This is a genomic window from Varibaculum prostatecancerukia, from assembly GCF_943169825.2.
GTDB classification, from domain to species: Bacteria; Actinomycetota; Actinomycetes; order Actinomycetales; family Actinomycetaceae; genus Varibaculum; species Varibaculum prostatecancerukia.
This window is the reverse complement of the sequence record NZ_OW968402.1, coordinates 255,894-268,340: the sequence shown is the minus strand read 5'-3', so window position 1 is coordinate 268,340 and position 12,447 is coordinate 255,894. Positions and strand designations below refer to the sequence as shown.

9 protein-coding genes and 1 rRNA gene are annotated in these 12,447 nt (G+C 55.6%); 1 reads left to right on the top strand and 9 read right to left on the bottom strand.

Annotation, left to right across the window (positions count from 1 at the left end; genetic code table 11):
* Positions 1-21: 21 nt before the first annotated feature.
* From KO216_RS01145 to KO216_RS01135, 3 genes are all read right to left on the bottom strand, one after another.
* Positions 22-1,561 (bottom strand): 16S ribosomal RNA (locus tag KO216_RS01145).
* A gap of 478 nt (positions 1,562-2,039) precedes the next feature.
* Positions 2,040-3,302 carry a tyrosine--tRNA ligase gene (tyrS, locus tag KO216_RS01140; RefSeq protein ID WP_215522451.1) on the bottom strand — a complete coding sequence of 421 codons (1,263 nt, stop codon included), beginning with the start codon at positions 3,300-3,302 and terminating at the stop codon, positions 2,040-2,042.
* A gap of 129 nt (positions 3,303-3,431) precedes the next feature.
* The gene (locus tag KO216_RS01135; RefSeq protein ID WP_215522449.1) at positions 3,432-4,499 is read right to left on the bottom strand and encodes a PTS sugar transporter subunit IIC; all 1,068 of its coding nucleotides are present in this window, start codon (positions 4,497-4,499) and stop codon (positions 3,432-3,434) included.
* Between the two features lie 83 nt (positions 4,500-4,582).
* Here KO216_RS01135 and KO216_RS01130 point away from each other — a divergent pair, with 83 nt between their 5' ends.
* Positions 4,583-5,287, top strand: coding sequence for an NUDIX hydrolase (locus tag KO216_RS01130; RefSeq protein ID WP_215522448.1), 705 nt, complete (start codon positions 4,583-4,585; stop codon positions 5,285-5,287).
* 128 nt (positions 5,288-5,415) lie between these two features.
* Here the strand turns inward: KO216_RS01130 and argH are convergent, their stop codons facing one another.
* The 6 genes from argH to argC all read right to left on the bottom strand — a co-directional run bounded on the left by argH (position 5,416) and on the right by argC (position 12,425).
* Positions 5,416-6,843: an argininosuccinate lyase gene (gene argH, locus KO216_RS01125; RefSeq protein ID WP_251451710.1), complete on the bottom strand. Its 1,428-nt coding sequence runs from the start codon at positions 6,841-6,843 to the stop codon at positions 5,416-5,418.
* 1 nt (position 6,844) lies between these two features.
* The gene (locus KO216_RS01120; RefSeq protein WP_309547359.1) at positions 6,845-8,059 is read right to left on the bottom strand and encodes an argininosuccinate synthase; all 1,215 of its coding nucleotides are present in this window, start codon (positions 8,057-8,059) and stop codon (positions 6,845-6,847) included.
* Positions 8,056-9,303 (bottom strand): aspartate aminotransferase family protein, encoded by a 1,248-nt coding sequence (locus KO216_RS01115; RefSeq protein ID WP_215522445.1) that lies wholly within the window; start codon positions 9,301-9,303, stop codon positions 8,056-8,058. Before KO216_RS01115 ends, KO216_RS01120 begins: the two co-directional genes overlap by 4 nt.
* Positions 9,296-10,192, bottom strand: coding sequence for an acetylglutamate kinase (gene argB / locus KO216_RS01110; RefSeq protein WP_215522443.1), 897 nt, complete (start codon positions 10,190-10,192; stop codon positions 9,296-9,298). The genes KO216_RS01115 and argB overlap by 8 nt, the downstream gene beginning before the upstream one ends.
* Entirely contained in the window at positions 10,189-11,298 is a 1,110-nt protein-coding gene (gene argJ, locus KO216_RS01105) for a bifunctional glutamate N-acetyltransferase/amino-acid acetyltransferase ArgJ (RefSeq protein ID WP_251452057.1), read from the bottom strand. Before argJ ends, argB begins: the two co-directional genes overlap by 4 nt.
* Before the next feature lie 68 nt (positions 11,299-11,366).
* The gene (gene argC, locus KO216_RS01100; protein ID WP_215522441.1) at positions 11,367-12,425 is read right to left on the bottom strand and encodes an N-acetyl-gamma-glutamyl-phosphate reductase; all 1,059 of its coding nucleotides are present in this window, start codon (positions 12,423-12,425) and stop codon (positions 11,367-11,369) included.
* Between the last annotated feature and the right edge of the window lie 22 nt (positions 12,426-12,447).

Here is a 12,447-nt window from a genome sequence, read left to right as displayed (position 1 = left end):
AAATAAATAATTTCTCCCTAGAAAGGAGGTGATCCAGCCGCACCTTCCGGTACGGCTACCTTGTTACGACTTCGTCCCAATCGCTAGCCCCACCTTCACCCGCTCCCCCCGTAAAACGGATAGGCCACAAGCTTCGAGTGTTACCAACTTTCGTGACGTGACGGGCGGTGTGTACAAGGCCCGAGAACGTATTCACCGCAGCGTTGCTGATCTGCGATTACTAGCGACTCCACCTTCACGGGGCCGAGTTGCAGACCCCGATCCGAACCAAGACGCCCTTTAAGAGATTCGCACCACCTTACGGTATCGCAACCCTTTGTAGACGCCAATGTAGCATGCGTGAAGCCCAAGACATAAGGGGCATGATGATTTGACGTCATCCCCACCTTCCTCCGAGTTAACCCCGGCAGTCTCCCACGAGTCCCCAACACAACTTGCTGGCAACATAGGACAAGGGTTGCGCTCGTTGCGGGACTTAACCCAACATCTCACGACACGAGCTGACGACAACCATGCACCACCTGCACACCAGCCAAAAAGGAAAACCCATCTCTGGGCCGGTCCAGTGCATGTCAAGCCTTGGTAAGGTTCTTCGCGTTGCATCGAATTAATCCGCATGCTCCGCCGCTTGTGCGGGCCCCCGTCAATTCCTTTGAGTTTTAGCCTTGCGACCGTACTCCCCAGGCGGGGAACTTAACGCGTTAGCTACGACGCAGAAGACAAAAAAGCCCCCCACACCCAGTTCCCAACGTTTACAGCATGGACTACCAGGGTATCTAATCCTGTTCGCTCCCCACGCTTTCGCTCCTCAGCGTCAGTAACAGCCCAGAGACCCGCCTTCGCCACCGGTATTCCTCCTGATATCTGCGCATTCCACCGCTACACCAGGAATTCCAGCCTCCCCTACTGCACTCAAGCCAGCCCGTACCCACCGCAAACCCACAGTTAAGCCATGAGCTTTCACGACAGACGCAACCAGCCACCTACAAGCCCTTTACGCCCAATAATTCCGGACAACGCTCGCGCCCTACGTATTACCGCGGCTGCTGGCACGTAGTTAGCCGGCGCTAATCAACCCCTACACTCAACACACCCCACAGGCATGCCTTGTTCAGAGCAAAAGAAGTTTACAACCCGAAGGCCTTCATCCCCCACGCGGCGTCGCTGCATCAGGCTTTCGCCCATTGTGCAATATCCCCCACTGCTGCCTCCCGCAGGAGTCTGGGCCGTATCTCAGTCCCAATGTGACCGACCACCCTCTCAGGCCGGCTACCCGTCAAAGCCTTGGTAAGCCATCACCCCACCAACAAGCTGATAGACCGCGAGCCCACCCAAATCCAGCCAAAGCCTTTCCCACCCACCCCATGCGAGGCAGACAGAACATAAGGTATTAAACACCCTTTCGAATGCTTATCCCAAAGAAAAGGACAGGTTACTCACGTGTTACTCACCCGTTCGCCACTCTCACCAAGGATGCAAGCACCCCTGGATCCCGTTCGACTTGCATGTGTTAAGCACGCCGCCAGCGTTCATCCTGAGCCAGGATCAAACTCTCCAACAAAAACCAAAAAAATGATTCAAGCCAGAAAACAATCCAGCAAAAACAAACACCAACAATCATAAAAACAAAACGTTCCAAAATCATCAGCATCAAAAAAACAAAAACAAGAAAAAACCAAAACACCCAACCAAACAGCCAGGCACCCCAGTTCAATCCCACACAAACAAAACAAAAAAACACACTATCGAGAACACAAACAACCAAACCACAAACCAACCAAAAACGATCAATAAGGGTTGCTGCGCGAAAAACGCGCGAGTCTCAGTCTAACAGATTCGATTTTCCGATTTCAACCTATTTCTAAGTGAAACAGGCCATAAAACCAGTTTTTTCTGTTAAATACTAAGTCAAACAATCTAGCCCACTGACCAAGAACCGAAGTCCCTTGCCGAGGCAACAGGTAATAACTTACCCACTGCGCTCAGAAAACTTCAAACTCAGACGCGGTGAGCTCTCACACACTGCCAAAAATGCCCTATTACTGCAGGTGAGCGGCAGCTAGATTACGCTTGCCCTTCCGGAAAAGCACCAAAGAACCCGGCAGCACGTCCTCGGAAGTAATAATCCGATCCGGATCAGTTACTTTCTGATTGTTCAGATAGGCGCCGCCGTTCTTAATGGTGCGCATGGCCGCACCCCGACCCTTTTCAAAACCGGCTTCTATCAGCAGATCCACCAAGTTCGTTTTCCCGATTTCGACCTTGGCGCTGGGCAAATGCGCAGTCGCTCCCTTTAAAGTCTTACCGTCAACCTGGTGCAGATCCCCGCTACCCCATAGGGCTGCGGTAGCTGCTAACACCTGGTCAAGAGCCTCCTGCCCATGTACCAGGCGGGTAACTTCGGCGGCCAGCGCCTTTTGGGCTTCCCGTTTATGAGGACGCTCAGCTACCTCTACCGCCAGCGCCTCGATTTCCTCACGCGGCAGGAAAGTGAATACCTTCAAGAACCGAACTACGTCCGCATCCTCGGCTCCCAGCCAGAACTGGTAGAACTCGTAGGGTGAAAGCATTTCCGGATCCAGCCAAATCGCCCCGCCCTCGGATTTTCCAAATTTGGAGCCATCAGCCTTGGTGATCAAGGGAGTGGTCATTACGTGGACGTCTTTACCCTCTACCTTGTGGATGAGATCCATGCCGCCCACTAGGTTGCCCCACTGGTCGTTGCCTCCGGTCTCCAGAGTGCAGCCGTAACGGCGGTAAAGCTGCAGGAAATCGTAGGCTTGCAGGATTTGGTAACTGAACTCAGTGTAGGAAATGCCTTCCTCGGAGTTTAAGCGTCGCGCCACCGCATCTTTGGCCAGCATGGTTCCCATCCGGAAGTTTTTACCCAGGTCACGCAGGAGCTCAATCGCTCCCAGGTTCTGGATCCAATCCATATTGTTAACCATGATTGCCGGGTTATCGCCCTCGAAATCGAGGAAGCGACTGATCTGACCGCGCAGGCGTTCCACCCAGCCCGCGACTACCTCTTTAGGCTGCAACTGCCGCTCGGCGGTCATCCGGGGATCCCCGATTAAGCCGGTAGCGCCCCCTACCAGGGCAATAGGACGATGCCCGGCCTTTTGCAAATGCCGCATCATCAGCAGCTGCACCAGGTGTCCGTGGTGCAGCGATGCTGCGGTGGGATCGAAACCGCAATAGAAGGTGACCGGCCCGCTGGCAAGTGCCTGGCGTAGTTTTTCCAGATCGGTGTGCTGGGCAAGTAAGCCCCGCCATTCCAGCTCATCAATAATATCGGCCACGATATTCCTTTCTCCTGCAGGTTAAACCCGCCGCTCACCCTCTGAGGTGAATACGGTGTTACTCTTCTCGGCTCAGTCTAACCCACCGACGGACACGGCTGGGGGTTTGCCTCCTATCCGGAATACTCCCTATTTTTCGAGCAGCATATCTCCGGCCTTAATCCAACCCTGCTTCCGCATAAACTCGGCAAATAGCAGGGAGAGGACGGCGGGGGCGATAAAGTGCAGCAACAGAATCATTCCCAGCAGCGCCGGCCAGGAGGTGGTCGGCCCCATAACGTTCCAGGTCATTATCTGTCCCACCAGGCCGGAAGTTCCCATTCCGGAGCCGGCCGCATTCGATTCCATCTTGAACACCATGGTCGCGATGGGACCGAGAATCGCGGAAGCTAAAGTGGGGGGAATCCAGATTAAGGGATGCCGCATAATGTTGGGCACTTGCAACATGGAAGTACCGATCCCCTGCGAGATTAGGCCGGAAACTTTATTTTCTCGATAGGACGCGACGGCGAAACCTACCATCTGGGCGCTACAGCCCACAGTGGCTGCCCCGGCTGCCAGGCCGGATAGTCCCAAGACGATTCCCAGGGCTGCCGAGGAAATCGGAAGCGTCAAGATCATTCCCATCAGCACCGACACAATAATGCCCATCAGGAAGGGCTGGCGCTCAGTTCCCCAGTTAATGATGGCTCCTAAAGCTGTCATTAGCTCTGAGATACCTGGCCCGATGGCTAGACCTACGATAGTGCCGCTGGTAACCGTAACGAAGGGTGTAACCAGGATATCTACCGGAGTTTTACCTGAAACCAGCAGGCCAAACTCAACTGCCACGAAGGAGGCGATAAACGCCCCCAGCGGCTCGCCCGGTCCTTTCAGCTGCATAGAAAGACCATCCACGATTCCACCGCTCAAGATTTTGGCGGCATGCGCCCCAATCATTCCAGCTAGTCCGGTTCCAACTACCACAAAGGTGGAGGCCTTCAGGCGATGAGCTACCCCCATCCCGATGCCGGCACCGGTAAGTACCGAGGCCACTGAGCCGATCAGCACCAGTCCCCGCCCGATGATTCCCGGAATGAAACCACCCACTTGCACCATGATGGTGCCGATAATCAGGGAGGCGAACAGCCCGTGTGCCATACCGGTCATCGCATCAATGAAAAATAGCGATAACCAGCCTTTTATACGTTGTTTCATCTTGGAGACTTTCCTTCTCGAGGTAACTTCTTCAGTTTTCGCCTAATAGTCGAAAACTGAAATTTAAGCTACCATAAGATTTTGTGAGAACCCAATTGCGAGACGCCGAAGGAGCTGCCGTCTACCGGCATGAGGCACTGAGCGTAGTCTTGCAAATTCGTGGAGATTCCCCGCAGCTAATGGTGCTGGTGGCGCGCCGAGAGCACCCACCTTTTCAGGGCTTACCTGCCCTCCCCTCTGGCCCTTTAGAACCGGAAGAAACTCTAGGTGCCAGCGCTTTTCGACATCTTTCCGAAAAAATGGATATTGCGGCACTTTCCTATATGGAACAGCTCGGCACTCGCTCCGATCCTTCCCGTGACCCCAGCCAACGTACCGTGGCCACCGCCTATTTAGGGCTGGTGCCTGCCGACGTGACTACCGCAATTCCTCCTCATGCCCAGTGGGTACCGGTAAACGACCTGCCGCCAATGGCTTATGACCATGCCGATATTATTTCCGAGGGGGTAGACCGGTTGCGGGCGAAACTTTCCTACACCAATATTGCGTTCGCCTTGGCGCCTCCGGATTTCACTATGGCGGAGCTAACCCGTCTTTACCAGGCCGCTTTGGGACATGAAGTCTCCCCCACCAATCTGCAGCGGGTTCTAACTCGCCGCGGGCAGCTCGCCCCCACCGGTCAACGTAAAGCCCCCGGCACCAAAGGTGGCCGCCCCGCGCGTCGTTTCCGCTTCACCAAGCAAACCCTGCAGGTAACTGACCCCTTCGCCATCCTCCGCCCTTCCTGACAAGCGCAAAATCTGCACGTAAGCCCGGGGCAGGAGGAAAAACCTAGCCTCCGCGTGGAACGTACGCAGGCAAAATCCGCCCGCACGCGCGGAAATAGGTTTTTCCAGACCGAACGCTGAGGAAGGAACTATTTGAATTCCAGGTGTTTGCCGGCGAAATCGGTGCGGATGCGCGCTATCTGCTGCTCCGCGGATTCGATCTGCCGCGCGACCTGCGCGGGCGCCGTACCTCCGTGTCCAGCGCGAGCCCGCACCGAACCGGCGGGGCTGAGCACTTCCCGCACCTCGGGAGTCAGCAGCGGATCGATAGCGGCGAACTGCTCGTCACTCAAATCCGCCAGTTCTATCCCGTTTTCTTCACATTTACGTACGCAGGCTCCGGATACTTCATGTGCTTGCCGGAAGGGCATTCCTCGCGCCACTAGCCATTCGGCTATATCGGTGGCCAGCGAAAACCCTTGGGGAGCGAGTTCTTCTAGGCGGCCGTAGTCGATATTCATAGTGGCTACCATCCCGCTGACGGCAGGCAGCAGCACCTCTAAAGTGTCGATCTGGTCAAAGACCGGTTCTTTGTCTTCTTGCAGGTCACGCGCATAGGCGAAGGGGAGTCCTTTTAGGACTGCCAGCAAGCCGGTTAAATCCCCAATCATGCGACCGGCTTTGCCGCGCGCCAGTTCTGCCACATCCGGGTTCTTCTTTTGCGGCATGATCGATGATCCCGTGGAGAACGCATCGTCCAAAGTGACATACCCGAACTCTTTGGTGTTCCAAATAATTATTTCTTCCGCTAGACAGGAAATATCGATCCCGGTCATGGCACAGATGAACGCGAACTCGGCTACCACGTCGCGGGTGGCGGTTCCGTCTATGGAGTTTTCTACTACCCGATCAAAGGACAGGTCTTCCCCCACTTGCACCGGATCGAGTCCCAGGGTGTTACCTGCGAGCGCGCCGGATCCGTAGGGACTGGCGGCGGCGCGCCGATCCCAATCCTGAAAACGCTCTATCTCCCGCAGCAGGGGCCACAGGTGAGCCAAGAGCTGATGGGCAAGCAATACCGGCTGGGCGTGCTGCATATGGGTGCGCCCGGGCATGACCGTATCCCCGGCAGCTTTCGCCTGGCTCAGCAGGGCTTCTGCGACCTCGATGATGCGCTCGGCGAGGGCGCGTGCCTGGTTTCGCAGGTACATCCGGATCAGGGTGGCGATCTGGTCGTTGCGGCTGCGTCCAGCGCGAAGTTTCCCTCCTAAATGCGGTCCGGCCTCCTCTAGGAGTCCTCTCTCTAAGGCGGTATGCACGTCCTCATCACCGGGGTCCGGGGTAAAGGCACCGCTTTTAACTTTTTCTTCCAGCCGCCCTAATACTGCCAGCATCTGTGATAGTTCTTCCGCGTCTAGCAGACCGGCTCCCGCGAGCGCCCGGGCATGGGCGCGCGAACCGGCTATATCATAGAGCGCCAGGCGCCAATCGAACTGGGTGGATACTGAAAGTGCCGCTAAAGCCTGGGAAGGGCCGCCCGAAAAGCGGCCTCCCCATAGCGATACCTGCTCGCTCATATTATTTCTTGCTTTCTTTTTGTTCCCGCGCCGCTGCCAACTGGGTTGATAGCCCATAGATTCCGATGAATCCGCGCGAGAGAGACTGGTCAAAGCTGTCTCCTGAATCGTAGGTCGCCAGGTTGAAGTCATACAAGCCGACTTCGGAGCGCCGTCCATCAACTACTGCCCGCCCGCCGTGCAGAATCATCCGAATATCGCCGGTGACGTATTTTTGGCTGTCTTCTACGAAAGCATCGAGGGAGCCTTTCAGCGGTGAATACCATTGCCCTTCGTAAACCAGTTCTGACCAGCGTTGTTCCACTTGCCGTTTGAAGCGTCCTTGTTCGCGCTCCAAAGTCAGATTTTCTAGATTCTGGTGGGCAATGATCAGCGCAACCGCGCCGGGCGCCTCATAGATTTCCCGCGACTTAATCCCTACCAGGCGATCTTCCACCATATCTAGGCGCCCTATCCCCTGGGCACCAGCCCGGCGATTCATTTCCTGAATAATCTGCAGAACTGACATTTTTTGTCCGTCCAATGCCACCGGAACGCCCTGCTTAAAACTGATTACTACCTGATCCGGCACTGGCGGATAGGCGGGGTCATCGGTGTAAACATAGACGTCTTTAGTGGGCGGATTCCATAGATCCTCCAGGTATCCGGTTTCTACCGCACGCCCCCACACGTTCTGGTCAATGGAGAAGGGGTTATGTTTGGTGGTTTCGATCGGCAGCTCGTGTTCTTCGGCATACTTAATCGCCACGTCCCGGGTCAGCGCCAGATCCCGTACCGGCGATATACATTTAATTTCCGGGTTTTGGCTGGTAAGCGACACCTCGAAACGTACCTGGTCGTTGCCTTTCCCGGTGCAACCATGAGCGACGGTGTCGGCGCCGAACTTATTGGCTACTTTCACCAGGTGTTTACAAATCAGCGGCCGAGAAAGCGCCGATACCAGCGGATATTGATCCATGTAAAGACCATTAGCTTTGATTGCTGGCAGGCAATATTCTTCGGCGAATTCGTCTTTCGCGTCAGCCACATAGGCATCGACTGCCCCGCAATCGAGGGCGCGTTGGCGGATTACCTCCAGGTCTTCCCCGCCTTGCCCTACGTCAACGGCGCAGGCGATCACCTCTTTGCCGGTTTGTTCCCCGATCCAGCCGATGGCCACCGAAGTGTCCAATCCGCCCGAATATGCCAGTACTACCCGATCTTTACTCATGGTTATTCTCCTTTTTCTAGGTCTAGTTCTACCTGCGCGAGCGCTTCCTTTAACGCCGGTATCAGGGTTTTTGCTTCTTCAAGTTCAATAATTAGGGGCGGCGCCAAACGAATAATGTTGGCAGCCGGGGCATTTACAATAAACCCGGCCTTAAACAGGGCCTTCGCTAGTTGCGGGGCAACATTTTTTTCGAGGACGAGGCCGCGTAGCAGTCCTTGCCCCCGGGTCGTCTTGATCCCCGGGATTTGGGCATTTGCGATCGCCTGCATCCAGGCGTCCCCAACTTTGGCGGCGTGAGTCGGTAAATCCAGTTCCTCCATCAAGGTGATGCTGCGCGCCACTACCGCGGTTACCAGCGGGTTCCCCCCGAAAGTGGTGCCGTGACTTCCCGGTTTTAGGGCGCTGGCGGCGCGCTGGTTCATCGCCACACAAGCCCCTACCGACACTCCGGCGCCTAGGCCTTTCGCCAGAGTCACCACGTCCGGGATTATTTCTTTTCCGTCGTGACTAATCCCCTGGTGGGCGAGCCATTTTCCGCATCTACCCATCCCGGTTTGCACTTCGTCAAAAATTAGCAAAGCGCCGGTTTGGTCGGCGAGCTTACGCGCGGCGGCTAAAACTTCGGGGGCTAGGGGGATTACTCCCGCTTCGCCTTGCAGCGGTTCCAGGAAAATCGCGGATATTCCTTTCGGATCTACTGCCTCGATTCCTGTTACCGAGGCCTCCACAAACTCGGTAGGGCCGACGAAGGGAGCAAAGGGCTCACGGTAAGGAGCTTTATAGGTCAGTGAAAGCGACCCCAGGGTGCGTCCGTGAAATGCGCCTTTCAGTGCAATCGCCCGCCCTCCCGGCTGGGCAGCTAGCGCCATTTTTAGGGCGGCCTCATTGGCTTCGGTGCCCGAATTCACGAACAGCACCCGTGCCTGCGCAGTGATTTTTTCGCTCGTCTGACTTGACCAACCGGCGGCGCAGATTTTCTTTACTGCCGCCGCGGCCTCTACCTGCTGCGGGGTAGTGAAAAAGTTAGAGACGTGGGTAAAGCGGCTGGCTTGCTCCCCGATAGTCTTCACTATTTCTGGATGGGCATACCCGAGAGCGTTTACCGCGATCCCTGCCAGCAGATCCAGGTATTCTTTACCATCGGCGTCCCAAACCCTAGTGCCTTTACCATGGGTGAAACAGGCTTGAGGCTGCCCGAAAACCCCTAGAAGGTTTTCTTGGTAGGTGCTTATCCATTCGGCGTTATTCATAGTTATCTCCCTTCACCATGGTTCCAAATCCGGTATCGGTGAAGATTTCTAGCAGCATCGAGTGCGGCACCCGCCCGTCAATAATAGTTGCCCGGGGTACCCCTTGCTGACAGGCCTGAATGCAGGCTTGCACTTTGGGGCGCATTCCCGCTTCTATGGTGGGCAGCATTTCGGCGGCCTCACTGGCTTTTATCTGCGAAATCCGGGTATCAGGGTCTGGCCAGTTGCGATAGAGTCCTTTCACGTCGGTGAGGACGATAAGTTTCTTCGCTCCAATAGCTCCCGCGACTGCCGCAGCCGCTAAATCGGCGTTAATGTTCAAAACCTGGGTGGGGTCATCTTGATTAACCGCAATCGAGGACACTACCGGGATGCGTCCGGACTGCAGTAAATCTTCTATAGGTCCGGGATCAACTGCAGTCACTTCGCCAACTAACCCCAGGTCAACAGGTTTTCCCTCTACGCTAGCGCTCTTTTTAACAGCCTTTAAGAACGCTCCGTCCTCCCCGGACATCCCAATCGCCGCAATCGAAGTTTCGTTAAGCAAAGAAACCAGTTCGCGCTGCACCATCCCGGTGAGCACCATCCGCACCACTTTCATTACTTCCGGGCTGGTGACGCGTAAACCGGAAACAAACGGAGTTTCGATTCCCAGAGTTTCTAGCATAGAACTGATTTGGGGACCGCCGCCGTGCACAATTACGGGTTCAATCCCCCATTCGTGCAGGAAAATAATATCCCGGGCAAAAGCAGTCTTGAGCTCTTCCGAAATCATGGCGTTGCCGCCGTACTTAATGACAATCCGCGAGCCGGAATATTCGCGTAGCCACGGCAAGGTTTCTAGCAGTATCCCGGCTTTATCCCAGGCAGATAGGTTTTTAACAATCATGATGAATAGTCCGCGTTGATATGAATATATTCGTGGGTAAGGTCGTTGGTAAGTACGCTGGCCTGGGCATTTCCAGCTCCCAGGCGCACTTCTAAATGCACCTCTCGACTGTCAAAGGGGACGTCTTCCCGGTTCCCCCAAGCGGCACCGTCCTTACACACCTGCACCCCGTTGAACAGCACCGATACCTGCGCGGGGTCATAGGGGCAAACACTTTCTGGGACGGTTCCCAGTTCGGAAACGATTCTTCCCCAATTGGGGTCGCACCCGGCGATAGCTGTTTTAACCAGGTTTGAGCGGGAAATAGTTTTCGCCGCGATCAATGCACCGGCTTCGCTTTCGGCTTCGGTAACCGCAATCTCTACAGTGTGCTGTGCGCCTTCCGCGTCATCAGCGAGTTTCCGCGCCAACTGGGCACAGGTTTCGGTCAGTGCCGCGGTAAATCCGCTAGGCGCCTTCCCACTTTCCCCGGAGGCCAACAAAATTACGGTGTCATTGGTGGACATGCACCCATCGGAATCCAGACGGTTAAAGGTTTTCGCGCAGGCAACTTCTAGGGATTTTTGGGCGGTTTCGGCATCTAGGAGAGCGTCAGTGGTGATTACACAAAGCATAGTGGCCAGGGCCGGCGCTAACATTCCTGCCCCTTTTGCCATGCCGGCGATTTGGTAGCCTTCTGCCTGGTAGTGAACTGTTTTCGGTTCATTATCGGTGGTGAGAATCGCCCAGGAGGCATCCGCGCCGCCCTCTTCGCTAAGACTGGTGGCTGCAGTTTCAATCCCGGATAACATTTTCTCCATCGGCAGCGGCACCCCGATCATCCCGGTGGAGCACACTAGCACTTGCCGCGGATCGATTGCCAGGGCGGCTCCGACTGCCTTGGCGGTGGTAACTGCATCTTTGAGCCCGCTTTTGCCGGTGCAAGCATTGGCGCTGCCGGAGTTAAGCACTACCGAACGCATCCCGGTCGCCCCTTTACTGAGCATTGCCCGCGAGTAAAGCACGGGAGCGGCGGCGAAGCGATTAGAGGTAAACACTCCGGCGGCCACCGGATTTGCGCCGGTATTAAGGACGAGCGCTAAGTCTTTGCGCTGGTTTTTACGCATTCCCGAGGCGATTCCGCAGGCTTTAAACCCCGGTACGCTGGTTACGCCTTGCAGGCTTTCATCTTTTTTCACGGGGCAACTCCAATCTGGTTAATGCCGCTATATTCGGGTAGTCCCAGCGCCAAGTTGGCCGATTGCACGGCCGCTTGCGCGGTTCCTTTCCCCAAGTTATCGAGGGCGCTGAGGGCAATAATCTTTCCGGAACGCTGATCCAGCGCCACTTGCACCTGCACGTTTGCGCTCCCGGTCACCCCTTGGGTTTGCGGCCAAGAGCCGAGTTCAAGTACCTGGATAAGGTTTTCTTCTTGGTAAAAATCCTGATAGAGGGCGTGCAGCTGCTCGGTGGAAGTTTTTTCGGTGGCACTGGCGGTTACGGTTGCCAGAATTCCCCGGGACATCGGCACCAAGACCGGGGTGAGGGTGATTTTAAAGTCCTCGGCGTCATTTTTGCTGCTAACCGCAAAGTTTTGTGCGATTTCAGGGATATGCCGATGGGTTCCTCCTACCGCGTAGGGTTGGGCATTTCCCAGGGCGGCCGTGGCCAAGAGATGCGGTTTTAGTGATTTTCCAGCTCCCGAATACCCCACCGCCAAGGTGGCCACAATATCGCCCGGATCTATTAACCCGGCTGCTACCAGCGGCTGAAAGGCCAAGGTGACAGCAGTAACGTTACATCCGGGAACCGCAATCTGCTGAGTTTTTTTCAGCTGCTCGCGCTGAGACGGGCCGCTAAAGCTCTGCAGTTCCGGCATCCCATAGGTCCAGGCCTGGTGGTATTCCCCGCCATAGTAGTGATCCCAGGCTGCTTGGGAAGTGAGGCGATGGTCAGCTCCGCAATCTACCAGCAGGCTTTCCACCCCGGCTTCGCGTAGCTGCCCCGCTATTTTGCCGGATTGTCCGTGCGGGAGCGCCAGGAAAATCGAGGCGCTTTCTTTTAGCGCTGCCGGGTCTACTGCTGTTAGTTTCCGCTGCGCTAACTGAGGAAGTTGGGGGTGGAACTCCCCTAGCTTTTTACCCGCTGAGGAGGACGCGCATAGCTGGTCAACCTCAAAGGCGGGGTGCGCCGCAACTATCCGCAGGATTTCTCCTCCGGCAAATCCGCTGGCACCAATAATTGAAACCTTCATAGTGAATATTTATATCAAGTAA